General features: G+C 60.3%; 33 protein-coding genes. 1 reads left to right on the top strand and 32 read right to left on the bottom strand.

Translation table 11 applies throughout. The features are described from left to right. Positions 1 to 328, bottom strand: a 328-nt coding sequence (gene ssb / locus E8F11_RS05015) for a single-stranded DNA-binding protein (protein WP_280287714.1), incomplete at its 3' end; no start/stop codon positions are given. Between the two features lie 9 nt (positions 329 to 337). Continuing rightward, positions 338 to 1,732: an MFS transporter gene (locus tag E8F11_RS05020; RefSeq protein WP_280287715.1), complete on the bottom strand. Its 1,395-nt coding sequence runs from the start codon at positions 1,730 to 1,732 to the stop codon at positions 338 to 340. A gap of 208 nt (positions 1,733 to 1,940) precedes the next feature. On the opposite strand from E8F11_RS05020, the gene uvrA reads away from it, so the two are divergent. Then, positions 1,941 to 4,775, top strand: a complete 2,835-nt coding sequence (uvrA, locus tag E8F11_RS05025) for an excinuclease ABC subunit UvrA (RefSeq protein WP_280287716.1) — start codon at positions 1,941 to 1,943, stop codon at positions 4,773 to 4,775. Between the two features lie 123 nt (positions 4,776 to 4,898). Here the strand turns inward: uvrA and E8F11_RS05030 are convergent, their stop codons facing one another. The 30 genes from E8F11_RS05030 to tuf all read right to left on the bottom strand — a co-directional run. Continuing rightward, the gene (locus tag E8F11_RS05030) at positions 4,899 to 6,344 is read right to left on the bottom strand and encodes a catalase (protein ID WP_280287717.1); all 1,446 of its coding nucleotides are present in this window, start codon (positions 6,342 to 6,344) and stop codon (positions 4,899 to 4,901) included. A 168-nt stretch (positions 6,345 to 6,512) separates the two neighbouring features. Continuing rightward, positions 6,513 to 6,902 carry a 50S ribosomal protein L17 gene (gene rplQ / locus E8F11_RS05035; protein WP_016490551.1) on the bottom strand — a complete coding sequence of 130 codons (390 nt, stop codon included), beginning with the start codon at positions 6,900 to 6,902 and terminating at the stop codon, positions 6,513 to 6,515. 42 nt (positions 6,903 to 6,944) lie between these two features. Then, positions 6,945 to 7,946: a DNA-directed RNA polymerase subunit alpha gene (rpoA, locus tag E8F11_RS05040; protein WP_280287718.1), complete on the bottom strand. Its 1,002-nt coding sequence runs from the start codon at positions 7,944 to 7,946 to the stop codon at positions 6,945 to 6,947. Between the two features lie 22 nt (positions 7,947 to 7,968). After that, a complete protein-coding gene (gene rpsD, locus E8F11_RS05045) occupies positions 7,969 to 8,589 on the bottom strand; it encodes a 30S ribosomal protein S4 (RefSeq protein ID WP_280287719.1) in 621 nt (206 codons plus the stop codon). 16 nt (positions 8,590 to 8,605) lie between these two features. Further along, on the bottom strand, positions 8,606 to 8,995 hold the full coding sequence (gene rpsK / locus E8F11_RS05050) for a 30S ribosomal protein S11 (RefSeq protein ID WP_003093689.1): 390 nt from the start codon (positions 8,993 to 8,995) through the stop codon (positions 8,606 to 8,608). Positions 8,996 to 9,025: 30 nt separating this feature from the next. Continuing rightward, a complete protein-coding gene (gene rpsM, locus E8F11_RS05055) occupies positions 9,026 to 9,382 on the bottom strand; it encodes a 30S ribosomal protein S13 (RefSeq protein WP_028629276.1) in 357 nt (118 codons plus the stop codon). A 132-nt stretch (positions 9,383 to 9,514) separates the two neighbouring features. Next, on the bottom strand, positions 9,515 to 9,631 hold the full coding sequence (gene rpmJ / locus E8F11_RS05060) for a 50S ribosomal protein L36 (protein ID WP_011531897.1): 117 nt from the start codon (positions 9,629 to 9,631) through the stop codon (positions 9,515 to 9,517). 30 nt (positions 9,632 to 9,661) lie between these two features. After that, on the bottom strand, positions 9,662 to 10,990 hold the full coding sequence (gene secY / locus E8F11_RS05065; protein WP_280287720.1) for a preprotein translocase subunit SecY: 1,329 nt from the start codon (positions 10,988 to 10,990) through the stop codon (positions 9,662 to 9,664). Further along, complete coding sequence (rplO, locus tag E8F11_RS05070) at positions 10,991 to 11,425, bottom strand: 50S ribosomal protein L15 (RefSeq protein ID WP_280287721.1); 435 nt, start codon at positions 11,423 to 11,425, stop codon at positions 10,991 to 10,993. Positions 11,426 to 11,428: 3 nt separating this feature from the next. Next, positions 11,429 to 11,605: a 50S ribosomal protein L30 gene (rpmD, locus tag E8F11_RS05075; protein ID WP_016490545.1), complete on the bottom strand. Its 177-nt coding sequence runs from the start codon at positions 11,603 to 11,605 to the stop codon at positions 11,429 to 11,431. Positions 11,606 to 11,607: 2 nt separating this feature from the next. Next, positions 11,608 to 12,108, bottom strand: a complete 501-nt coding sequence (rpsE, locus tag E8F11_RS05080) for a 30S ribosomal protein S5 (RefSeq protein WP_003448746.1) — start codon at positions 12,106 to 12,108, stop codon at positions 11,608 to 11,610. A 3-nt stretch (positions 12,109 to 12,111) separates the two neighbouring features. Then, positions 12,112 to 12,462 (bottom strand): 50S ribosomal protein L18, encoded by a 351-nt coding sequence (rplR, locus tag E8F11_RS05085; protein WP_179061895.1) that lies wholly within the window; start codon positions 12,460 to 12,462, stop codon positions 12,112 to 12,114. Positions 12,463 to 12,472: 10 nt separating this feature from the next. Then, complete coding sequence (rplF, locus tag E8F11_RS05090) at positions 12,473 to 13,006, bottom strand: 50S ribosomal protein L6 (RefSeq protein WP_028629281.1); 534 nt, start codon at positions 13,004 to 13,006, stop codon at positions 12,473 to 12,475. A gap of 14 nt (positions 13,007 to 13,020) precedes the next feature. Next, positions 13,021 to 13,413 (bottom strand): 30S ribosomal protein S8, encoded by a 393-nt coding sequence (rpsH, locus tag E8F11_RS05095; RefSeq protein WP_271410433.1) that lies wholly within the window; start codon positions 13,411 to 13,413, stop codon positions 13,021 to 13,023. A gap of 193 nt (positions 13,414 to 13,606) precedes the next feature. After that, positions 13,607 to 13,912 carry a 30S ribosomal protein S14 gene (rpsN, locus tag E8F11_RS05100; protein WP_280287722.1) on the bottom strand — a complete coding sequence of 102 codons (306 nt, stop codon included), beginning with the start codon at positions 13,910 to 13,912 and terminating at the stop codon, positions 13,607 to 13,609. Between the two features lie 13 nt (positions 13,913 to 13,925). Continuing rightward, positions 13,926 to 14,465 carry a 50S ribosomal protein L5 gene (gene rplE / locus E8F11_RS05105; RefSeq protein ID WP_280287723.1) on the bottom strand — a complete coding sequence of 180 codons (540 nt, stop codon included), beginning with the start codon at positions 14,463 to 14,465 and terminating at the stop codon, positions 13,926 to 13,928. Positions 14,466 to 14,485: 20 nt separating this feature from the next. Continuing rightward, positions 14,486 to 14,800, bottom strand: coding sequence for a 50S ribosomal protein L24 (gene rplX / locus E8F11_RS05110; RefSeq protein WP_280287724.1), 315 nt, complete (start codon positions 14,798 to 14,800; stop codon positions 14,486 to 14,488). A gap of 12 nt (positions 14,801 to 14,812) precedes the next feature. Further along, positions 14,813 to 15,181, bottom strand: a complete 369-nt coding sequence (rplN, locus tag E8F11_RS05115; protein WP_003448734.1) for a 50S ribosomal protein L14 — start codon at positions 15,179 to 15,181, stop codon at positions 14,813 to 14,815. Between the two features lie 22 nt (positions 15,182 to 15,203). After that, positions 15,204 to 15,470: a 30S ribosomal protein S17 gene (rpsQ, locus tag E8F11_RS05120; RefSeq protein ID WP_021219597.1), complete on the bottom strand. Its 267-nt coding sequence runs from the start codon at positions 15,468 to 15,470 to the stop codon at positions 15,204 to 15,206. Positions 15,471 to 15,472: 2 nt separating this feature from the next. Continuing rightward, complete coding sequence (rpmC, locus tag E8F11_RS05125; RefSeq protein WP_016490538.1) at positions 15,473 to 15,664, bottom strand: 50S ribosomal protein L29; 192 nt, start codon at positions 15,662 to 15,664, stop codon at positions 15,473 to 15,475. Next, the gene (rplP, locus tag E8F11_RS05130) at positions 15,664 to 16,077 is read right to left on the bottom strand and encodes a 50S ribosomal protein L16 (RefSeq protein ID WP_016490537.1); all 414 of its coding nucleotides are present in this window, start codon (positions 16,075 to 16,077) and stop codon (positions 15,664 to 15,666) included. The genes rpmC and rplP overlap by 1 nt, the downstream gene beginning before the upstream one ends. Before the next feature lie 12 nt (positions 16,078 to 16,089). Beyond that, the gene (gene rpsC, locus E8F11_RS05135) at positions 16,090 to 16,776 is read right to left on the bottom strand and encodes a 30S ribosomal protein S3 (protein WP_016490536.1); all 687 of its coding nucleotides are present in this window, start codon (positions 16,774 to 16,776) and stop codon (positions 16,090 to 16,092) included. Between the two features lie 13 nt (positions 16,777 to 16,789). Further along, positions 16,790 to 17,122 (bottom strand): 50S ribosomal protein L22, encoded by a 333-nt coding sequence (gene rplV / locus E8F11_RS05140; protein WP_007161246.1) that lies wholly within the window; start codon positions 17,120 to 17,122, stop codon positions 16,790 to 16,792. Positions 17,123 to 17,135: 13 nt separating this feature from the next. Beyond that, a complete protein-coding gene (rpsS, locus tag E8F11_RS05145; RefSeq protein ID WP_016490535.1) occupies positions 17,136 to 17,411 on the bottom strand; it encodes a 30S ribosomal protein S19 in 276 nt (91 codons plus the stop codon). 14 nt (positions 17,412 to 17,425) lie between these two features. Then, on the bottom strand, positions 17,426 to 18,247 hold the full coding sequence (gene rplB, locus E8F11_RS05150) for a 50S ribosomal protein L2 (RefSeq protein ID WP_179061896.1): 822 nt from the start codon (positions 18,245 to 18,247) through the stop codon (positions 17,426 to 17,428). A gap of 11 nt (positions 18,248 to 18,258) precedes the next feature. Next, positions 18,259 to 18,558, bottom strand: a complete 300-nt coding sequence (gene rplW / locus E8F11_RS05155; protein WP_028629287.1) for a 50S ribosomal protein L23 — start codon at positions 18,556 to 18,558, stop codon at positions 18,259 to 18,261. Then, on the bottom strand, positions 18,555 to 19,157 hold the full coding sequence (gene rplD / locus E8F11_RS05160) for a 50S ribosomal protein L4 (RefSeq protein WP_280287725.1): 603 nt from the start codon (positions 19,155 to 19,157) through the stop codon (positions 18,555 to 18,557). The genes rplW and rplD overlap by 4 nt, the downstream gene beginning before the upstream one ends. Positions 19,158 to 19,171: 14 nt before the next feature. Continuing rightward, entirely contained in the window at positions 19,172 to 19,807 is a 636-nt protein-coding gene (rplC, locus tag E8F11_RS05165) for a 50S ribosomal protein L3 (protein WP_028629289.1), read from the bottom strand. An 84-nt stretch (positions 19,808 to 19,891) separates the two neighbouring features. Further along, on the bottom strand, positions 19,892 to 20,203 hold the full coding sequence (rpsJ, locus tag E8F11_RS05170; RefSeq protein WP_003463313.1) for a 30S ribosomal protein S10: 312 nt from the start codon (positions 20,201 to 20,203) through the stop codon (positions 19,892 to 19,894). Positions 20,204 to 20,359: 156 nt separating this feature from the next. Further along, positions 20,360 to 21,505: elongation factor Tu (gene tuf, locus E8F11_RS05175; RefSeq protein WP_280287726.1), on the bottom strand; the 1,146-nt coding region annotated here is incomplete at its 5' end.

Raw genomic sequence — 21,505 nt, forward strand, 5'->3', positions numbered from 1 at the left:
GCTGCATCTGGCCATTGATGTCGACCACGATCTCGGTGGTGTAGCGCTTCACGCCGTCCTTCTCCCACTCGCGGGTACGCAGGGAGCCTTCGACGTAGACCTGCGATCCCTTGCGCAGGTACTCGCCGGCGATCTCGGCGAGACGGCCGAAGAACACCACGCGGTGCCATTCGGTACGTTCCTGCTGCTGGCCGGTCTGCTTGTCCTTCCAGCTTTCGCTGGTGGCCAGGGTGACGTTGGTCACCGCGTTGCCGTTGGGCAGGTAGCGGGTTTCCGGATCACCACCGACGTTACCAACCAGAATGACTTTGTTAACCCCACGGGCCATGACGTTCTCCTAGGCTTCAGCACGTTCGGGAGCCGGATCGACCAGGCGCTCCAGGGACGTGCGGTCCAATTGTTCGGTATCCACTTTGATATAGATGGCCGCCTCTTCGGCCACCACGACGGCATCCGCCACTCCGGGCGATGCCAGCAAACGCGCAACCAGCCCGGTATCGGCCACAGCCGCTGCGCTGAGCGGAAGGCGCAGGCTGGTTACGTACGGAGGTTCACGCATAGTAACAGCAATGGCCAACCAAATCGCACAGAGCACCGCACACCCGACGAACACCGTCGACAGGCCGCCATGCTGGAACATCCAGCCGCCGAGGATGCCACCCACCGCCGCGCCGAGGAACTGGCTGGTGGAGTAGACGCCCATTGCCGTGCCCTTGCCGCCCGCCGGGGCGACCTTGCTGATCAGCGACGGCAGGGAGGCTTCCAGCAGGTTGAAGGCCGTGAAGAAGACGATGGCGCCGAACACCAGCGTCCGCAGGCTGTTGCCGAACTGCCAGAAAAACAGCTCGCAGGCACACAGGACGGCGACGGCGCCGGTCAACACCCGCTTCATCTGACGCTTTTTCTCGCCGTAGATGATGAAGGGGACCATGCCGAAGAAGCCCACCAACAGCGCGGTGAGGTAGACCCACCAGTGTTCCTCCTTGGGCAGGCCGCCGTTCTCCACCAGGGCCAGCGGCAGGGCGACGAAGCTGGCCATGAGGATGGCGTGCAGGGCGAGGATGCCGAAGTCCAGGCGCAGCAGGTCCGGGTGCTTGAGGGTGGGCAGCAGCGCCTGGCGCGCTACCTCGGATTCGCGGTGGTGCAGCGGATGGGCCGCACGCGGCACCATGACGGCGATGACCAGCATCCCCACCAGGGCCATGATGGCGGTGGCCCAAAACAATCCTGAGAGGCCGAAGGCGCGGGTCAGCAGCGGGCCGACCACCATGGCCACGGCGAAGGACACGCCGATGCTCATGCCGATCATGGCCATGGCCTTGGTGCGGTGCTGTTCGCGGGTGAGGTCCGAGAGCAGCGCCATGACCGCCGCGGAGATGGCGCCGGCGCCCTGCAGGACGCGGCCGGCGATCACGCCCCAGATGGAGTCGGCATTGGCCGCCAGGGCCGCGCCTGCAGCGAAGATCAGCAGGCCGATATAGATCACCGGCAATCGGCCGACGCGGTCGGAGATGACACCGAAGGGAATCTGCAGCACGGCCTGGGTCAGGCCGTAGGCGCCGATAGCCAGGCCGATCAAGGCGGGAGTCGCGCCGGCCAGGTCCTGCCCGTAGGTGGCCAGCACCGGCAATACCATGAACATGCCGAGCATGCGGAAGGCGAACACCAGGGCCAAGCCGCTGGCAGCGCGCGTTTCGCTACCGCTCATGCGTTCCGAATGGAGGTCGTGCATAGGTGCCTCAAGGGGAAACGATCGGGGCCTGCGTCATGCGCCCCTGCCTGGCTGGTCACCCGGTCCTGGGTGCCCGGCTGTCGCCGGTGCCCGAAAAATGACGCGCATTCTAGCAGTCCCGGCTGTTTGCGGCACATCCGTGACGCTTTGCCGCGTCCGCCCGGCGAGCCGTATAATCGCGGGTTTCCGACCGCCAAGTGAGGCCGTTGTGGACAAGATCCTGATACGTGGGGCCCGCACCCACAACCTGAAGAACATCGACCTCACCCTACCCCGCGACAAGCTGATCGTCATCACCGGCCTGTCCGGCTCCGGCAAGTCATCGCTGGCCTTCGACACCCTCTATGCCGAGGGCCAGCGCCGTTACGTGGAATCACTGTCGGCCTACGCCCGGCAATTCCTGTCGATGATGGAAAAGCCGGATGTGGACACCATCGAAGGCCTGTCGCCGGCGATTTCCATCGAGCAGAAGTCCACGTCCCATAACCCCCGCTCCACGGTCGGCACAATCACCGAGATCTACGACTACCTGCGCCTGCTCTACGCCCGCGTGGGGACACCACGCTGCCCGGACCACGATGTGCCGCTGGAAGCCCAGACCGTCAGCCAGATGGTCGACCAGGTGCTGGCGCTGCCCGAGGGCCGCAAGCTGATGCTGCTGGCGCCGGTGGTCCGCGAACGCAAGGGCGAGCACCTGGCGGTGTTCGAGGAGCTGCGCGCCCAGGGCTTTGTTCGCGCCCGTGTGAACGGCAGACTCTACGAGCTGGACGAACTGCCCAAGCTGGACAAGCAGAAGAAGCACTCCATTGACGTCGTGGTGGACCGATTCAAAGTCCGCGAAGACCTGCAGCAGCGCCTGGCGGAATCCTTCGAGACAGCGATCAACCTGGCCGACGGCATCGCCCTGGTGGCGCCCATGGATGACGAGCCAGGCGATGAGATCATCTTCTCCGCGCGCTTCGCCTGCCCCCATTGCGGCCACTCCATCAGCGAGCTGGAGCCCAAGCTGTTCTCCTTCAACAACCCGGCCGGCGCCTGCCCCACCTGCGATGGCCTGGGGGTGAAGCAGTTCTTCGACGCCAAGCGCCTGGTCAACGGCGAATTGACTCTGGCCGAGGGCGCCATCCGCGGCTGGGACAGGCGCAACGTCTACTACTTCCAGATGCTCGGCTCGCTCGCCGCGCATTACGGCTTCAGCCTGGAAAAACCCTTCGACGACCTGTCCGCCGAGCACCAGAAGGCGATCCTCTTCGGCAGCGGCCGCGAGGACGTGGACTTCCGCTACCTCAATGACCGCGGTGACATCGTCAAGCGCTCGCACCCCTTCGAGGGCATCATCCCGAACCTCGAGCGGCGCTACCGCGAGACCGAATCGGCCACCGTGCGCGAGGAACTGGCCAAGTTCCTCAGCACCCAGCCCTGCCCCGATTGCCGCGGCACCCGACTGCGCCGCGAGGCGCGCCACGTCTGGGTGGGCGACAAGACCCTGCCGGCGGTCACCAACCTGCCGGTTGGCGACGCCTCCGAATACTTCGGCGGCCTGAGCCTGACCGGGCGGCGCGGCGAGATCGCCGAGAAGATCCTCAAGGAGATCCGCGAGCGCCTGCAATTCCTGGTCAATGTCGGCCTCGACTACCTGACCCTCGACCGCAGCGCCGACACCCTGTCCGGCGGCGAGGCCCAGCGCATCCGCCTGGCCAGCCAGATCGGCGCCGGCCTGGTAGGCGTGATGTACATCCTCGACGAGCCCTCCATCGGCCTGCACCAGCGGGACAACGAACGCCTGCTAGCCACCCTCACCCACCTGCGCAACCTGGGCAACACGGTGATAGTGGTGGAGCACGACGAAGATGCCATCCGCCTCGCCGACTATGTGGTGGACATCGGCCCCGGCGCCGGCGTACATGGCGGCCGGATCGTCGCCGAAGGCACCCCCGGCGAGGTCATGGCGCACCCCGACTCACTCACCGGCAAGTACCTTTCCGGCCGGGTGAAGATCGAAGTGCCGCCTCAGCGCACGCCGCGCGACAAGAAGAAGTCGCTCAAGCTCAAGGGCGCCAGCGGCAACAACCTGCAGCAGGTGAACCTGGAGATCCCGGTGGGCCTGTTGACCTGCGTGACCGGGGTATCCGGTTCGGGCAAGTCGACCCTGATCAACAACACGCTGTTCCCGATCACCGCTACCGCGCTCAACGGCGCCACCTCGCTGGAAGCCGCGTCCCACGACAGCTTCGACGGCCTGCAACACCTGGACAAGGTGGTGGACATCGACCAGAGCCCCATCGGCCGCACGCCGCGCTCCAACCCGGCCACCTACACCGGGCTGTTCACCCCCATCCGCGAGCTGTTCTCCGGCGTGCCGGAATCCCGCTCGCGCGGCTACGGCCCCGGGCGCTTCTCGTTCAACGTGAAGGGTGGCCGCTGCGAAGCCTGCCAGGGCGATGGCGTGATCAAGGTGGAGATGCACTTCCTGCCGGACATCTACGTCCCCTGCGACGTCTGCAAGGGCAAGCGCTACAACCGCGAAACCCTGGAGATCCGCTACAAGGGCAAGAGCATCCACGAGGTGCTGGAGATGACCATCGAAGAAGCCCGTGGATTCTTCGACGCGGTACCGGCCATCGCCCGCAAACTGCAGACCCTGATGGACGTGGGCCTGTCCTATATCCGCCTGGGGCAATCGGCTACCACCCTGTCGGGCGGCGAGGCGCAGCGGGTGAAACTGTCCCGCGAGCTGTCCAAGCGCGATACCGGCAAAACCCTGTACATCCTCGACGAACCCACCACCGGCCTGCACTTCGCGGATATCCAGCAACTGCTGGACGTGCTGCACCGCCTGCGCGACCACGGCAATACAGTGGTGGTGATCGAGCACAATCTCGATGTGATCAAGACGGCCGACTGGCTGGTGGACCTGGGCCCTGAAGGCGGTTCCAAGGGCGGCCAGATCATCGCCACCGGCACGCCCGAGGAAGTGGCTGAGATGCCGCAGTCTCACACCGGGCACTTCCTCAAGCCATTGCTGGAGCGCGACCGGGCCTGATCCGGCACAAAGGAAAAGGCCGGGCAGTGATGCCCGGCCTTTCTTTTTTGGGTTTCAGCGGTCCCGTCGGATGGGTATCGCATTGCTCAGCGGAGCGCCGCCCCCCCATCCTGCGAGGAGCCCTTACTTCGCCGCCTCCAGCGCGGCCCGAACGCCGTTGCCGTAATCTGGGTGCACCTTGTCGAAGTGCCCCAACTGACGCTCGACGATGAACTCCGGCACCCCCGCCATCGCCGCGGCGATGTTTTCGAACAGGCGCTGCTTCTGGCCGGCGTCGAATAGCTCGAACAGGGCCCGCGGCTGACTGTAGTCGTCGTTGCCTTCGCGGTGGTCATAGCGGTCACCGGCGCCCTCGATGGGCAGCGGCGGCTCGGCGTACTCGGCCGACTGCGCCGGACCATTGAAGGAATTCGGCTCGTAGTAGGCATCCGGGTTCGGGTTGTTGGCGAAAAAGCGCATCGCCCCGTCCTTGTGGTAGTGGTGCACCGGACTCTTCGGCGCGTTCACCGGCAGCGCCTCGTAGTGGGTACCCAGGCGGTAGCGATGCGCGTCGGCATAGCTGAACACCCGGGCCTGGAGCATCTTGTCCGGCGAATGGCCGACGCCGGGAATGACATTCGAAGGCGAGAAGGCAGCCTGCTCGATCTCGGCGAAGTAGTTCTCCGGGTTGCGGTTCAGCTCCAGGACGCCCACTTCGATCAGCGGGAACTCACCATGGGGCCAGACCTTGGTCAGGTCGAACGGGTTGAAGCTGGTTTGCCGCGCCTGCTCTTCGGTCATTACCTGGATGCAGAAGCGCCATTTCGGGAAGTCGCCATTCTCGATGCTGTAGAACAGGTCTTCCTGGGTGGATTCGCGGCTGCGGCCCACCACGTCGGCCGCCTCGGCATTGGCCCAGTGCTTGTGACCCTGCAGGGTCTTGAAGTGGAACTTCACCCAGGTGCGCTCGTTGGCCGCGTTGATCAGGCTATAGGTGTGCGAACCGTAGCCGTTGATGTGGCGTACGTCGGTCGGCAACCCGCGGTCGGACATCAGGATGGTGACCTGGTGCAGACTCTCCGGCGACAGCGACCAGAAGTCCCAGGCGGCGGTGTTGGAGCGCAGGTTGGTCTTCGGGTGGCGCTTCTGGGTGTGGATGAAGTCCGGAAACTTCAATGGGTCACGGATGAAGAATACGGGGGTGTTGTTACCCACCAGATCCCAGTTGCCCTGCTCGGTATAGAACTTCAAGGCGAAACCACGCACATCGCGCTCGGCATCGGCGGCGCCCAGTTCGCCGGCGACAGTGGAAAATCGCGCCAGTACTTCGGTCTGCTTGCCGACTGCACCAAACAACGGAGCCTTGCTGTATCGGGAAATGTCGTTGGTGATGGTCAGGGTGCCGAAGGCGCCCCAGCCCTTGGCATGCACGACGCGCTCGGGAATGCGCTCGCGGTTCTGGTGGGCCAGCTTCTCGATCAGCTGGTAGTCCTGCATCAACAGCGGGCCACGCGGGCCGGCGCTAAGAGAATTCTGGTTGTCCGCAACCGGGTTGCCAGCACTGGTGGTGAGGGTTGGTTTCTGGCTCATGCTCGATCTCCATCTAGGCGTTTTAGACCCGGATTACCGGGTAGCGAGGAGTATCGAGCCGACCAAAAAAGATAGCCAATTTATTAAAGGAAGAAGAGCAATAGAAATTTCCTAATCTTTCAGCCATAAAAAAACCGGGCACAAGGCCCGGTCTTTCATGCAACCGACTTACTCGGCAGCAGCTTCGACTTCACCAGCGACCGGACGGTCAACCAGTTCGACGTAAGCCATGGGAGCGTTGTCGCCAGCGCGGAAACCGCACTTCAGGATGCGCAGGTAGCCGCCCTGACGGTTGGCGTAGCGCTTGCCCAGGTCGTTGAACAGCTTGCCAACGATGGCTTTCGAACGGGTACGGTCGAAGGCCAGACGGCGGTTGGCTACGCTGTCTTCCTTGGCCAGGGTGATCAGCGGCTCGGCAACGCGACGCAGTTCCTTGGCCTTGGGCAGGGTGGTTTTGATCAGTTCGTGCTCGAACAGCGACACCGCCATGTTCTGGAACATGGCCTTGCGGTGTGCGCTGGTGCGGCTGAGGTGACGGCCACTTTTACGATGACGCATGGTTTAATTCCTTACCAAACTCACGTTCGGTGATTACGACGATCAGGCAGTCGCCTTGTCGTCCTTCTTAAGACTTGCCGGCGGCCAGTTGTCGAGGCGCATGCCGAGGGACAGACCACGGGAGGCCAGGACGTCCTTGATCTCGGTCAGGGACTTCTTGCCCAGGTTCGGAGTCTTCAACAGCTCTACTTCGGTGCGCTGGATCAGGTCACCGATGTAATAGATGTTCTCCGCCTTCAGGCAGTTGGCCGAGCGTACGGTCAGCTCAAGATCATCAACCGGGCGCAGCAGGATCGGATCGATCTCGTCTTCCTGCTCGACTACTACCGGCTCGCTGTCGCCCTTGAGGTCGACGAACGCTGCCAGCTGCTGTTGCAGGATGGTAGCGGCACGACGGATGGCCTCTTCAGGGTCCAGGGTACCGTTGGTTTCCAGATCGATGACCAGCTTGTCCAGGTTGGTGCGCTGCTCGACACGGGCGTTTTCAACCACGTAAGCAACACGGCGGACGGGGCTGAACGAGGAGTCGAGCTGCAGACGACCAATGCTGCGGCTCTCGTCTTCGTCGCTCTGGCGCGCGTCGGCGGGCTCATAGCCACGACCACGGGACACCTTGAGCTTCATGTTCAGCGCGCCGTTATCCGCCAGGTTGGCGATCACGTGGTCGCCGTTGACGATTTCGACATCATGATCCAGCTGAATATCGGCAGCAGTGACCACGCCCGAACCTTTCTTGGAAAGGTTCAGCGTTACTTCGTCACGGCCGTGCAGCTTCACAGCCAGGCCTTTGAGGTTCAGGAGGATCTCGATGACATCTTCCTGAACACCCTCGATGGCACTGTACTCATGGAGTACGCCGTCGATTTCGGCCTCGACTACTGCACAGCCAGGCATTGAGGACAACAGGATACGACGCAGCGCGTTGCCCAGGGTATGGCCGAAACCACGCTCGAGAGGCTCGAGCGTGATCTTGGCGCGGGTCGGACTGACCACCTGCACATCAATGTGGCGGGGGGTCAGGAACTCATTTACCGAACTCTGCATGGATGCACCTATTTTCTAGCCCTTACTTGGAGTAGAGCTCGACAATCAGGTTTTCGTTGATGTCGGCGGACAGATCGCTGCGAGCCGGCACGCTCTTGAACACGCCGGACTTCTTCTCTGCGTCCACCTCAACCCACTCCACACGGCCACGCTGACCGCACAGTTCGAGGGCTTGGGAGATACGCAGTTGGTTCTTCGACTTCTCGCGAACGGCAACCACATCACCAGCTTTGACCTGGTAGGACGGAACGTTCACGGTCTGACCGTTCACGCTGATGGCCTTGTGGGAAACCAGCTGACGGGACTCGGAACGAGTAGCGCCGAAGCCCATGCGGTACACGACGTTGTCCAGGCGGCACTCGAGGAGTTGCAGCAGGTTTTCGCCGGTAGCGCCTTTGCGGCTGGCAGCTTCTTTGTAGTAGTTACCGAACTGGCGCTCCAGGACACCGTAGATACGGCGCACTTTCTGCTTTTCACGCAGCTGGGTGCCGTAGTCGGACAGACGGCCACGACGGGCACCGTGCTGGCCAGGAGCGGATTCGATGTTGCACTTGGATTCGAGCGCGCGAGCACCACTCTTCAGGAAGAGGTCGGTACCTTCACGACGGGACAGTTTGCACTTGGGACCAATGTAACGAGCCATTTCTCACTGTCTCCTATTACACGCGACGCTTCTTCGGCGGACGGCACCCGTTATGCGGGATAGGCGTCACGTCGGTGATGCTGGCGATCTTGTAGCCGCAGGCGTTCAGTGCACGCACAGCGGATTCGCGACCCGGACCCGGGCCCTTGACGTTCACGTCAAGGTTCTTCAGGCCGTATTCCAGAGCTGCCTGGCCGGCACGCTCGGCTGCAACCTGGGCAGCGAACGGGGTGCTCTTACGGGAGCCGCGGAAACCGGAACCACCGGAGGTTGCCCAGGACAGGGCGTTACCTTGACGGTCGGTAATGGTCACGATGGTGTTGTTGAAAGAAGCGTGGATATGGGCGATCCCATCCACCACTGTCTTTTTGACTTTCTTACGAGGACGAGCAGCAGGCTTAGCCATGACTTAATTCCTGTCGATTCGCGGGCGCAATTACTTGCGGATCGGCTTACGCGGGCCCTTACGGGTACGCGCGTTGGTCTTGGTGCGCTGGCCATGAACCGGCAGACCGCGACGGTGACGCAGACCGCGGTAGCAGCCCAGGTCCATCAGACGCTTGATGTTCATGTTGATTTCGCGACGCAGGTCACCTTCAGTGGTGAGCTTCGCGACTTCGCCACGCAGCTGTTCGATCTGCTCGTCAGAGAGATCCTTGATCTTTGCCGCCGGGTTTACGCCGGTGACAGCGCAGATGTTCTGCGCAGTGGTGCGACCAACACCGTAGATGTAGGTCAGCGAGATAACAGTGTGCTTGTTATCTGGAATGTTGACGCCTGCAATACGGGCCATTCAGTGAAACTCCAGTTGACAGCTACCTACGCCCCGGAAGCCAAGAAAAGGGCGCGCGATATTAGCGCTGTAGAAACGAATAATCAACCCGGCAGCGCACTAGCTGCCGGGTTCATAACGCGTGAATCACACTCAGCCTTGGCGCTGCTTGTGACGCGGTTCCGCGCTGCAGATCACGCGAACGATACCTTCGCGGCGGATGATCTTGCAGTTGCGGCACAGCTTTTTCACCGATGCACGAACTTTCATCAGTAACTCCTAGAACCTTACGGAACCGGGTCAGCGGAGCATGCCGCTGCCGTAGCCCTTCAGGTTGGCTTTCTTCATCAGGGATTCGTACTGGTGTGAAACGAGGTGGGATTGTACTTGGGCCATAAAGTCCATCACAACCACAACAACGATCAGCAACGAGGTCCCGCCAAGGTAGAACGGTACGTTGGCTGCAACCACAAGGAACTGGGGCAGCAGGCAAACAGCCGTCATGTACAGAGCACCGAACATGGTCAAGCGGGTCAGTACGCCATCGATATAGCGTGCGGACTGCTCGCCCGGACGGATGCCCGGAATAAAGGCACCGGACTTCTTCAGGTTCTCCGCCACGTCTTTCGGGTTGAACATCAGCGCTGTGTAGAAGAAGCAGAAGAAAATGATCCCTGCACTAAACAGCAGAATGTTCAACGGCTGACCAGGAGCGATAGCCTGTGCGACGTCCTGCAGCCAGCCCATGCTTTCAGACTGGCCGAACCAGGCGCCGAGAGAGGCCGGGAACAGCAAAATGCTGCTGGCGAAAATAGCCGGAATAACGCCGGCCATGTTCACCTTCAACGGCAGGTGGCTAGTCTGCGCAGCGAAGACCTTGCGGCCCTGCTGACGCTTGGCGTAGTGCACCGCAATGCGACGCTGACCACGCTCGATGAACACCACGAAACCGATGATCGCTACTGCCAGCAGACCGATGGCAACCAGGGCAAAGATGTTGATATCACCCTGACGAGCAGACTCGAAGGACTGCCCGATCGCCCTCGGCAGACCGGCCACGATGCCAGCAAAAATCAGCATCGAGATACCGTTGCCGACACCGCGCTCAGTGATCTGCTCGCCCAGCCACATCATGAACATCGCACCAGCCACGAAGGTGGTGACAGCCACGAAGTAGAAGCCGAAATCAGTCGAGAAAGCGACGCCCTGACTGGCCAGACCAACGGACATGCCGATGGCCTGGACCAGTGCCAGGGCTACAGTGCCGTAGCGGGTGTACTGGCTGATCTTGCGACGGCCAGCTTCACCTTCCTTCTTCAACTGCTCCAGCTGCGGGCTGATCGCGGTCATGAGCTGCATGATGATCGATGCCGAGATGTACGGCATGATCCCCAGTGCAAAGATACTCATGCGCTCCAGCGCACCGCCGGAAAACATGTTGAACAGGCTAAGAATGGTCCCCTCGTTCTGCCGGAACAGCTCGGCCAGCCGGTCAGGGTTGATGCCGGGCACTGGGATGTGCGCGCCGATCCGGTAGACGATGATCGCCAGGAACAGGAAACGCAGTCGAGCCCAGAGCTCGGACAACCCGCCATTGCTGAGCGCGGAGAGAGCACCTTGCTTAGCCATTTAGTCCTCGAACTTGCCGCCAGCTGCTTCGATAGCCGCGCGCGCACCTTTGGTGGCGGCGATACCTTTCAGGGTGACCGCGCGAGTAACGTCGCCCGACAGCATGATTTTCACACGCTGTACGTTCTGGTTAATCACGTTGGCATCCTTCAGAGCCTGCAGAGTGACGACATCGCCTTCCACCTTGGCCAGTTCGGAAGTGCGCACTTCGGCGCGATCCATGGCTTTCAGGGAAACGAAGCCGAACTTCGGCAGACGACGGTGCAGCGGCTGCTGGCCGCCTTCGAAGCCCGGAGCAACCTTGCCGCCGGAGCGGGAGGTCAGACCTTTGTGGCCACGGCCGCCGGTCTTACCAAGACCGCTACCGATACCACGGCCCGGACGGTGCTTCTCGCGACGGGCACCCGGCGCGGAACGCAGATCGTTCAGTTTCATGGATTAACCCTCGACACGCAGAAGGTAGTAAGCCTTGTTGATCATGCCGCGGTTCTCAGGAGTGTCCTGAACTTCTACGGTGTGACCAATGCGACGCAGGCCGAGACCCTTGACGCAAGCCTTGTGGTTAGCCAGACGGCCGTTAACGCTCTTGATCAGCGTCACTTTGACAGTTGCCATGATTAGAGAATCTCCTCGACGCTCTTACCACGCTTGGCCGCAACCGACTCAGGGGACTGCATGTTCTTCAGACCCTTGAAAGTGGCGTAAACCACGTTCACCGGATTGGTGGAACCGTAGCACTTGGCCAGAACGTTCTGCACACCGGCCACTTCCAGAACGGCACGCATGGCGCCGCCGGCGATGATACCGGTACCTTCGGAAGCCGGCTGCATGAACACCTTGGAGGCGCCATGGGCGGACTTGATCGGGTACTGCAGGGTGGTGCCGTCCAGATCCACCTGGATCATGTTGCGGCGAGCCGCTTCCATCGCCTTCTGGATGGCCGCAGGCACTTCACGGGACTTGCCACGGCCGAAGCCGACGCGGCCCTTGCCGTCGCCGACAACGGTCAGCGCGGTGAAGGTGAAGATACGACCACCTTTTACGGTTTTGGCAACGCGATTAACCTGGACCAGCTTCTCGATGTAGCCTTCGTCGCGCTTTTGCTCGTTATTTGCCATAACTTAGAACTCCAGCCCGCCTTCACGAGCAGCATCAGCCAGCGCCTTGACGCGGCCGTGGTACTTGAAGCCAGAACGATCGAATGCCACCTGAGTGACGCCAGCGGCTTTCGCGCGCTCGGCAACCAGCTGACCAACCTTCTTGGCCGCGTCGACGTTGCCGGTGGCGCCGTCACGCAGTTCTTTGTCCAGGGTCGAGGCGCTGGCCAGGACCGTGGCGCCGTCGGCCGAAATGACCTGGGCGTAGATGTGCTGGGAAGAGCGGTACACGCAGAGGCGTACGGCTTCCAGCTCGCGCATTTTCAGGCGTGCCTTGCGAGCGCGACGCAGACGAGTTTCTTTCTTTACGCTCATTTGCTATGCCCTACTTCTTCTTAGCTTCTTTACGACGGACGACTTCGTCGGCGTAACGTACACCCTTGCCTTTGTAAGGCTCCGGCGGACGGAAGTCGCGAATCTCAGCCGCCACCTGACCGACCAGCTGCTTGTCGATGCCCTTGATCAGGATATCGGTCTGGCTGGGGGTTTCAGCGGTGATGCCTTGCGGCAGTTCGTAATCCACCGGATGCGAGAAGCCGAGAGCCAGGGACAGCGTTTGACCTTTGGCTTGAGCCTTGTAACCAACGCCGACCAGCTGGAGCTTGCGCTCGAAGCCCTGGCTGACGCCGATCACCATGTTGTTGACCAACGCACGGGTGGTACCGGCCATGGCGCGGTTCTGCTGGTCGCCGTTGCGAGCAGCGAAACGCAGCTCACCGGATTCTTCCAGAACTTCCACGGACGGATGCACTTTCAGTTCGAGAGCGCCCTTGGCACCCTTCACCGAGAGCTGCTGACCAGCGATCTTGACTTCGACGCCAGCGGGCAGCTTGACGGGGTTCTTAGCAACGCGAGACATGCTTTCAACCCCCCTTAGAACACAGTGCAAAGCACTTCGCCACCAACACCAGCAGCGCGAGCAGCACGATCAGTCATCACACCTTTGTTGGTGGAAACGATCGATACGCCCAGGCCGCCACGTACTTTCGGCAGCTGATCGACGGACTTGTACTGGCGCAGGCCAGGACGACTTACGCGCTTCAGCTCCTCGATGACCGGACGGCCTTCGAAGTACTTCAGCTCGATGGACAGCAGAGGCTTGATGTCGCTGCTGACTTGGTATCCCGTGATGTAACCTTCGTTCTTCAGAACGTCGGCCACTGCCACCTTCAGCTTGGAGGACGGCATGCTTACGACAGACTTTTCAGCCATCTGGGCATTACGGATACGAGTTAGCATGTCCGCTAACGGGTCCTGCATACTCATGGGCTAGATGCTCCTGATACAAAAAGAAATAGCCTTGCGGCTAGAGTCACGCGCGCGGGCAATGGACGGACTGATGCCAGGCCCGGGCGAGCCGGACATTCTAGAGATACTCCAGAAACGAATCAAGCCCCAAAAGGGGCTTGATTCTGATGACCTGGGCTTGGCCGACCGGAGCCGGCCTAACCGACGATCATTACCAGCTGGCTTTCACCAGGCCGGGCACATCACCGCGCATGGCAGCTTCACGCAGCTTGTTACGGCCGAGGCCGAACTTGCGGTAAACGCCGTGCGGACGACCGGTGATGCGGCAGCGGTTACGCAGGCGCGAGGCGCTGGCGTCACGGGGCTGCTTCTGCAGAGCTACCTGGGCTTCCCAACGCGCTTCCGGAGTGGAGTTCGGGTTGGCAATGGTAGCTTTCAGCTCAGCGCGCTTCTTAGCGAACTTAGCAACCGTTTGCTGACGCTTCAGCTCACGGTTCTTCATGCTGGTTTTGGCCATTTTCCTACTCCAATCAGTTGCGGAACGGGAATTTGAAGGCGCGCAGCAGGGCGCGACCTTCATCATCCGTACGGGCGGTGGTGGTCAGGGTGATGTCCAGACCGCGCAGCGCATCGATTTTGTCGTAATCGATTTCCGGGAAGATGATCTGCTCTTTCACGCCCATGCTGTAGTTGCCACGACCGTCGAAGGACTTGGCATTCAGGCCGCGGAAGTCACGCACGCGCGGCAGGGAGATGGACAGCAGACGATCCAGGAACTCGTACATGCGATCACGGCGCAGGGTGACCTTGACGCCGATCGGCCAACCTTCGCGAACCTTGAAGCCTGCAATGGATTTGCGGGCGTAGGTCACGACGGCTTTCTGGCCGGTGATCTTTTCCAGGTCGGCTACGGCGCTCTCGATGACTTTCTTGTCGCCGATGGCTTCGCCCAGACCCATGTTCAGGGTGATCTTGGTGATGCGCGGAGTTTCCATCACGTTGGCGAGCTGAAGTTCTTCCTTCAGCTTCGGCGCGATTTCTTTCCGGTAAATCTCTTTCAGTCGTGCCATGGTTATCTACCTAGCAGTTCTCAAGCATCAACCGGTTTCTGGGTCGACTTGAAGACACGAATTTTCTTACCTTCTTCTACCTTGAAACCAACGCGATCAGCCTTGTTGGTTTCGGCATTGAAGATGGCAACGTTGGAGAGGTGCAGGGGCGCCTCCCGCTCGACGATACCGCCCTGGACACCGGCCATGGGGTTCGGCTTGGTGTGGCGCTTGATCAGGTTGATCCCGCTGACCAGCACACGGCTGTCCTCGAGAACCTTGAGCACCTTGCCACGCTTGCCCTTGTCCTTGCCGGCGATGACGATGATCTCGTCGTCACGACGAATCTTTTGCATGACGGCTTCTCCTTACAGCACTTCGGGGGCGAGCGAGACGATCTTCATGAACTTCTCGGAACGCAGTTCACGGGTCACGGGCCCGAAGATACGGGTGCCGATCGGCTCCTGCTTGTTGTTCAGCAGGACGGCGGCGTTGCCGTCGAAGCGGATGATCGAGCCGTCAGGGCGACGAACGCCGTGCTTGGTACGAACCACAACAGCGGTCATTACCTGGCCTTTCTTCACCTTGCCGCGCGGAATCGCTTCTTTCACGGTCACTTTGATGATGTCGCCGATGCCGGCGTAGCGACGGTGCGAACCACCAAGGACCTTGATGCACATAACGCGACGAGCACCGCTGTTGTCAGCGACGTCGAGCATGGATTGAGTCTGAATCATATCTTTCTCCGACCCTTAGTCCTTAGACTTCCACGGCACGTTCGACGACTTCCACCAGTGCCCAGGACTTGGTCTTGGCCAGCGGACGGGTCTCACGAATGGTGACCTTGTCGCCGATGCGGCACTGGTTGGTTTCGTCGTGGGCGTGCAGTTTGGTCGAACGCTTCACGTATTTACCGTAGATCGGGTGCTTTACGCGACGCTCGATCAGAACGGTGATGGTCTTGTCCATCTTGTCGCTGACGACACGGCCGGTCAGCGTGCGGACGGTTTTCTGAGCTTCAGCCATGATTACTTACCTGCTTGCTGGTTGAGCACAGTTTTCACGCGAGCGATGTCGCGCTTCACTTGCGAGAGCAGGTGAGACTGCCCCAACTGGCCAGTTGCTTTCTGCATGCGCAGATTGAACTGGTCGCGCAGCAGGCCGAGCAGTTGCTCGTTCAGCTGCTGTACGGATTTTTCACGAAGTTCATTCGCTTTCATCACATCACCGTCCGCTTAACAAAGGAGGTGGCGAGCGGCAGCTTTGCAGCAGCCAGGGCGAATGCCTCACGCGCCAGCTCTTCGGAAACACCCTCGATCTCGTACAGGACCTTGCCCGGTTGAATCTGGGCTACCCAGTACTCGACGCCACCCTTACCTTTACCCATACGAACTTCGAGGGGCTTCTTGGTAACGGGTTTATCCGGGAACACACGGATCCAGATCTTGCCGCCACGTTTCACGTGACGGGTGAGGGCACGACGTGCAGCCTCGATCTGGCGGGCAGTGAGACGACCACGGCCAGTAGCCTTCAGCGCGAACTCGCCGAAGCTGACCTTGCTACCGCGCTGAGCCAGACCACGGTTGTGGCCGGTCATCTGCTTGCGGAACTTCGTACGCTTTGGTTGCAGCATTTGGCGTACCCCTTACTTAGCAGCTTTTTTACGAGGAGCGGGCGCTTGCGGTTTCAGCTCTTCCTGGCGGCCACCAATGACCTCACCCTTGAAGATCCAAACCTTCACACCGATCACACCGTAGGTGGTGTGCGCTTCGTAGGTTGCGTAGTCGATGTCGGCGCGCAGGGTGTGCAGGGGCACACGACCTTCGCGATACCATTCGGTACGGGCGATTTCAGCGCCACCAAGACGACCGCTTACCTGGATCTTGATGCCCTTGGCACCAATGCGCATGGCGTTCTGTACAGCGCGCTTCATGGCGCGACGGAACATCACGCGACGCTCCAGCTGCTGAGCTACGCTCTGCGCAACCAGCATACCGTCGAGCTCCGGCTTGCGGATCTCTTCGATGTTGATGTGCACCGGCACACCCATTTGCTTGGTCAGGTCCTGACGCAGCTTCTCAACATCTTCACCTTTCTTGCCGATCACGATGCCGGGACGAGCGGTGTGGATGGTGATGCGTGCGGTTTGAGCCGGACGATGAATATCGATACGGCTTACGGACGCGCTTTTTAGTTTGTCTTGGAGGTACTCACGCACCTTCAGGTCGGCAAACAGATAATCGGCATAAGTGCGCTTATCTGCGTACCAAACGGAGGTGTGCTCCTTGACGATGCCCAGGCGAATGCCAGTGGGATGTACTTTCTGACCCATCTGATCGACTCCGTTACTTGTCCGCAACCTTGACAGTGATATGGCAAGACCGCTTGACGATGCGATCAGCACGGCCTTTGGCACGCGGCATGATGCGCTTCAGCGAACGCCCTTCGTTGACGAAAACAGTGGAAACCTTCAGGTCATCCACGTCTGCGCCTTCGTTGTGCTCAGCGTTGGCCACGGCCGATTCGAGCACTTTTTTCATGATTTCAGCGGCTTTCTTGCTGCTGAAAGTCAGGAGGTTGAGCGCTTCGCCCACCTTCTTCCCGCGGATCTGGTCGGCGACCAAGCGGGCTTTCTGGGCGGAGATTCGAGCGCCCGACAACTTAGCGGCTACTTCCATCGTTCCTTACCCCTTAACGCTTGGCTTTCTTGTCCGCAGCGTGCCCGCGATAGGTGCGGGTAGCGGCGAACTCGCCCAGTTTGTGGCCGACCATGTCTTCGTTCACGAGAACCGGGACATGTTGACGACCGTTATGCACGGCGATGGTCAGACCGACCATTTGCGGCAGTACGATGGAGCGACGCGACCAGGTTTTCACCGGCTTGCGATCGTTTTTTTCCACCGCCACTTCGATCTTCTTCAGTAGGTGAAGATCGATAAAAGGACCTTTTTTCAGAGAACGCGGCACTGTCGTATCCTCAGTTATTTACGGCGACGGACGATCATGTTGTCGGTGCGCTTGTTCGCGCGGGTCTTCGCACCCTTGGTCGGGAAGCCCCACGGAGACACCGGATGACGGCCACCAGAGGTACGACCTTCACCACCACCATGCGGGTGGTCTACCGGGTTCATCGCCACGCCGCGAACGGTCGGGCGAACACCACGCCAGCGCTTGGCACCAGCTTTACCCAGCGAACGCAGGCTGTGCTCGGAGTTCGAGACTTCGCCCAGGGTCGCACGGCACTCAGCCAGGACTTTGCGCATCTCGCCGGAGCGCAGACGCAGGGTCACGTAGGCGCCTTCACGGGCAACCAGCTGAACGGAAGCGCCAGCGGAACGGGCGATTTGCGCACCCTTGCCAGGCTTGAGTTCGATGCCGTGAATGGTGCTACCAACCGGGATGTTGCGCAGCGGCAGGGTGTTACCGGCCTTGATCGGTGCGTTGACGCCCGAGATCAGCTGGTCGCCAGCGCTCACGCCTTTCGGCGCGATGATGTAGCGACGCTCGCCATCGGCGTACTTCAGCAGAGCGATGTGAGCAGTACGGTTCGGATCGTATTCGATACGCTCAACGGTGGCAGGGATGCCATCCTTGTTGCGACGGAAGTCGACCAGACGATAGTGCTGCTTGTGCCCACCGCCGATGTGGCGGGTGGTGATGCGGCCGTTGTTGTTACGACCACCGGACTTCGATTTTTTCTCGACCAGCGGTGCGTAGGGAGCGCCTTTGTGCAGCTCCTGGTTGACCACCTTGACCACGAAACGGCGGCCAGCGGAGGTCGGTTTGCATTTAACGATTGCCATGATGCACCCCTTTACTCAGCGCTGCTGGCGAAATCGAGATCTTGGCCCGGCTGGAGAGCGATGTACGCTTTTTTCCAGTCGTTACGCTTGCCCAGACCGCGAACGGTACGCTTGGTCTTGCCCTTCACATTGAGGGTGGTGACGCGAGCGACTTTCACGCTGAACAGGCTTTCTACGGCCTTCTTGATTTCCAGCTTGGTTGCATCAGTGGCAACCTTGAAAACGAACTGGCCCTTGCTGTCTGCCAGCATGGTGGCCTTCTCGGAGACGTGCGGACCAACCAGCACCTTGAATACGCGTTCCTGGTTCATGCCAGCAGCTCCTCGAATTTCTTCACGGCGGACACGGTGATCAGCACCTTGTCGTAGGCGATCAGGCTGACCGGGTCGGAACCCTGCACATCACGAACATCAACGTGCGGCAGGTTGCGAGCAGCAAGGTACAGGTTCTGGTCGACGGCATCGGAAACGATCAGCACGTCGGTCAGGCCCAGGCCGTTCAGCTTGCCCAGCAGAGTCTTGGTTTTAGGTGCATCGACAGCGAAGTCTTCAACCACAACCAGGCGCTCTTGACGAACGAGCTCGGAGAGGATGGAGCGCATGGCAGCGCGGTACATCTTCTTGTTGAGCTTCTGGGAGTGATCCTGCGGCTTGGCAGCGAAGGTGGTACCACCGGAGCGCCAGATGGGGCTGCGAATGGTGCCAGCACGAGCACGGCCAGTGCCCTTCTGACGCCACGGCTTCTTGCCACCACCGGAAACTTCGGAACGGGTCTTCTGCGCGCGAGTGCCCTGACGGCCACCGGCCATGTAGGCGACGACAGCCTGGTGAACCAGGGTCTCGTTGAACTCACCGCCAAAAGTGCGCTCGCTGACTTCGATAGCCTGAGCGCCATTTACATTCAATTGCATCTCAGCTTCCCCTCTTAACCGCGAGCCTTGGCTGCCGGACGCACAACCACATCACCACCGGTAGCGCCAGGAACGGCACCTTTTACCAGCAGCAGATTGCGTTCTGCATCGACACGCACAACTTCCAGGGACTGCACGGTCACGCGCTCAGCGCCCAGATGACCGGACATTTTCTTGCCCTTGAAGACACGACCAGGAGTCTGGCACTGGCCAATAGAACCCGGGGCGCGGTGGGAAACGGAGTTACCGTGGGTATTGTCTTGACCACGGAAATTCCAGCGCTTGATGGTACCGGCGTAGCCTTTACCTTTGGACTGACCGGTAACGTCTACCAGCTGGCCAGCCTGGAAAAGCTCGGCAGTCAGTTGATCACCGGCCTGGTACTCGCCTTCTTCAAGACGGAATTCCCAGACACCGCGACCAGCAGCTACGCTCGCCTTGGCGAAGTGACCGGCTTGCGCCTTGGTCACACGAGAGGCACGACGCTCGCCGACAGTTACCTGTACAGCGCGATAGCCATCGCTCTCTTCGCTTTTGAATTGGGTCACACGATTCGGCTCGATCTCGATGACCGTAACCGGAATGGAGACACCTTCTTCGGTGAAAATGCGGGTCATGCCGCACTTACGACCGACTACACCAATAGTCATGTTGTAAACCTCATGAGTGTACGGGGCTTTCACCCGCTATGGCCGCCCATTTCAGAGCGTTACACGACTAAAACCCGAAGGTTATTAGCCGAGGCTGATCTGCACTTCCACGCCTGCCGCAAGGTCGAGCTTCATCAGCGCATCGACGGTTTTATCCGTCGGCTGGACGATGTCCAGAACACGCTTGTGGGTACGAATTTCGTACTGATCGCGCGCGTCTTTGTTGACGTGCGGGGAGACCAGAACGGTGTACCGCTCTTTGCGAGTAGGCAGAGGAATAGGACCACGCACCTGAGCACCAGTACGTTTCGCGGTTTCCACGATTTCCTGGGTGGATTGATCGATCAGGCGATGGTCAAAAGCCTTCAACCGAATACGGATTTGTTGGTTTTGCATTTTGACCTCAGACTCTATCTCTGCTTTCCCCAACGGACGGACTACGCCCGTTAAAAGGAGGCGTGATTGTACGGATGCGCCCGATAGGTGTCAACTTTTGACCAACCAAAAGAAAAGGGCCCCGAAGGGCCCTTCCTTTTGTAGCGAGATCTTCGATTACTCGATGATCTTGGCAACCACGCCGGCGCCTACGGTACGGCCGCCTTCGCGAATCGCGAAGCGCAGGCCGTCTTCCATGGCGATCGGGGCGATCAGGGTGACAACCATCTTGATGTTGTCGCCCGGCATTACCATCTCAACGCCTTCCGGCAGTTCGCAGTTACCGGTCACGTCAGTGGTACGGAAGTAGAACTGCGGACGGTAGCCCTTGAAGAACGGAGTGTGACGACCACCCTCTTCCTTGGACAGCACGTACACTTCGCACTCGAACTTGGTGTGCGGCTTGATGGTGCCCGGCTTGGCCAGAACCTGGCCACGCTCTACGTCGTCACGCTTGGTGCCGCGCAGCAGGACGCCAACGTTCTCACCAGCGCGACCTTCGTCGAGCAGCTTGCGGAACATTTCAACGCCGGTGCAGGTGGTCTTGGTGGTCGCACGAATGCCGACGATCTCGACTTCTTCCTGAACCTTGACGATGCCACGCTCAACACGACCGGTAACCACGGTGCCGCGACCGGAAATGGAGAACACGTCTTCGATCGGCAGCAGGAACGGCTGATCGATGGCACGCACCGGCTCCGGAATGTAGGAGTCCAGGGTTTCAACCAGCTTACGAACGGCGGAAACGCCGATTTCGTTGTCGTCCTTGCCTTCCAGGGCCATCAGAGCGGAACCAATGATGATCGGAGTGTCGTCGCCCGGGAAGTCGTAGGTGTTCAGCAGGTCGCGAACTTCCATCTCGACCAGTTCCAGCAGCTCAGCGTCGTCAACCATGTCGGCCTTGTTCAGGAACACGACAATGTAAGGAACGCCTACCTGACGGGACAGCAGGATGTGCTCGCGGGTCTGCGGCATGGGGCCGTCAGCAGCGGAGCAAACCAGGATCGCGCCGTCCATCTGGGCAGCACCGGTGATCATGTTCTTCACGTAGTCAGCGTGACCGGGGCAGTCAACGTGAGCGTAGTGACGAACGGCGGAATCGTACTCAACGTGGGAAGTGTTGATGGTGATACCGCGAGCCTTCTCTTCCGGCGCGTTGTCGATCTGGTCGAACGCACGAGCGGAACCGCCCCAGGTCTCGGAGCAGACCTTGGTCAGAGCAGCAGTCAGAGTGGTCTTGCCATGGTCAACGTGACCGATGGT

The organism is Pseudomonas sp. BN417 (genome assembly GCF_029871205.1).
GTDB lineage: Bacteria > Pseudomonadota > Gammaproteobacteria > Pseudomonadales > Pseudomonadaceae > Metapseudomonas.

What these genes read in the sequence shown, in the direction of transcription:
- rpoA (WP_280287718.1), bottom strand. Translation starts at nt 7,946, where the DNA reads ATGCAGAGTTCGGTAAATGAGTTCCTGACCCCCCGCCACATTGATGTG.
- rplE (WP_280287723.1), bottom strand. Translation starts at nt 14,465, where the DNA reads ATGGCACGACTGAAAGAGATTTACCGGAAAGAAATCGCGCCGAAGCTG.
- rplO (WP_280287721.1), bottom strand. Translation starts at nt 11,425, where the DNA reads ATGAAACTGAACGATCTGCGTTCCGCGCCGGGTGCCCGTCGCGAGAAG.
- rpsM (WP_028629276.1), bottom strand. Translation starts at nt 9,382, where the DNA reads ATGGCCCGTATTGCAGGCGTCAACATTCCAGATAACAAGCACACTGTT.
- rpsC (WP_016490536.1), bottom strand. Translation starts at nt 16,776, where the DNA reads ATGGGTCAGAAAGTACATCCCACTGGCATTCGCCTGGGCATCGTCAAG.
- rplB (WP_179061896.1), bottom strand. Translation starts at nt 18,247, where the DNA reads ATGGCAATCGTTAAATGCAAACCGACCTCCGCTGGCCGCCGTTTCGTG.
- rpsD (WP_280287719.1), bottom strand. Translation starts at nt 8,589, where the DNA reads ATGGCTCGTTACATTGGTCCCAAGTGCAAACTGTCCCGTCGTGAAGGT.
- E8F11_RS05030 (WP_280287717.1), bottom strand. Translation starts at nt 6,344, where the DNA reads ATGAGCCAGAAACCAACCCTCACCACCAGTGCTGGCAACCCGGTTGCG.
- rpmC (WP_016490538.1), bottom strand. Translation starts at nt 15,664, where the DNA reads ATGAAAGCGAATGAACTTCGTGAAAAATCCGTACAGCAGCTGAACGAG.
- rplX (WP_280287724.1), bottom strand. Translation starts at nt 14,800, where the DNA reads ATGCAAAAGATTCGTCGTGACGACGAGATCATCGTCATCGCCGGCAAG.
- rpsQ (WP_021219597.1), bottom strand. Translation starts at nt 15,470, where the DNA reads ATGGCTGAAGCTCAGAAAACCGTCCGCACGCTGACCGGCCGTGTCGTC.
- E8F11_RS05020 (WP_280287715.1), bottom strand. Translation starts at nt 1,732, where the DNA reads ATGCACGACCTCCATTCGGAACGCATGAGCGGTAGCGAAACGCGCGCT.
- rplQ (WP_016490551.1), bottom strand. Translation starts at nt 6,902, where the DNA reads ATGCGTCATCGTAAAAGTGGCCGTCACCTCAGCCGCACCAGCGCACAC.
- rpsE (WP_003448746.1), bottom strand. Translation starts at nt 12,108, where the DNA reads ATGGCAAATAACGAGCAAAAGCGCGACGAAGGCTACATCGAGAAGCTG.
- rpsK (WP_003093689.1), bottom strand. Translation starts at nt 8,995, where the DNA reads ATGGCTAAGCCTGCTGCTCGTCCTCGTAAGAAAGTCAAAAAGACAGTG.
- rplD (WP_280287725.1), bottom strand. Translation starts at nt 19,157, where the DNA reads ATGCAATTGAATGTAAATGGCGCTCAGGCTATCGAAGTCAGCGAGCGC.
- secY (WP_280287720.1), bottom strand. Translation starts at nt 10,990, where the DNA reads ATGGCTAAGCAAGGTGCTCTCTCCGCGCTCAGCAATGGCGGGTTGTCC.
- rplP (WP_016490537.1), bottom strand. Translation starts at nt 16,077, where the DNA reads ATGCTGCAACCAAAGCGTACGAAGTTCCGCAAGCAGATGACCGGCCAC.
- rpmJ (WP_011531897.1), bottom strand. Translation starts at nt 9,631, where the DNA reads ATGAAAGTTCGTGCATCGGTGAAAAAGCTGTGCCGCAACTGCAAGATC.
- rplW (WP_028629287.1), bottom strand. Translation starts at nt 18,558, where the DNA reads ATGAACCAGGAACGCGTATTCAAGGTGCTGGTTGGTCCGCACGTCTCC.
- rpsJ (WP_003463313.1), bottom strand. Translation starts at nt 20,203, where the DNA reads ATGCAAAACCAACAAATCCGTATTCGGTTGAAGGCTTTTGACCATCGC.
- rpsH (WP_271410433.1), bottom strand. Translation starts at nt 13,413, where the DNA reads ATGAGTATGCAGGACCCGTTAGCGGACATGCTAACTCGTATCCGTAAT.
- rplC (WP_028629289.1), bottom strand. Translation starts at nt 19,807, where the DNA reads ATGACTATTGGTGTAGTCGGTCGTAAGTGCGGCATGACCCGCATTTTC.
- rplR (WP_179061895.1), bottom strand. Translation starts at nt 12,462, where the DNA reads ATGAGCGTAAAGAAAGAAACTCGTCTGCGTCGCGCTCGCAAGGCACGC.
- rpmD (WP_016490545.1), bottom strand. Translation starts at nt 11,605, where the DNA reads ATGGCAACTGTCAAAGTGACGCTGATCAAGAGCGTTAACGGCCGTCTG.
- rplN (WP_003448734.1), bottom strand. Translation starts at nt 15,181, where the DNA reads ATGATTCAGACTCAATCCATGCTCGACGTCGCTGACAACAGCGGTGCT.
- rpsN (WP_280287722.1), bottom strand. Translation starts at nt 13,912, where the DNA reads ATGGCCAAAACCAGCATGAAGAACCGTGAGCTGAAGCGTCAGCAAACG.
- rplV (WP_007161246.1), bottom strand. Translation starts at nt 17,122, where the DNA reads ATGGAAGTAGCCGCTAAGTTGTCGGGCGCTCGAATCTCCGCCCAGAAA.
- rplF (WP_028629281.1), bottom strand. Translation starts at nt 13,006, where the DNA reads ATGTCTCGCGTTGCTAAGAACCCCGTCAAGCTGCCCGCTGGCGTCGAA.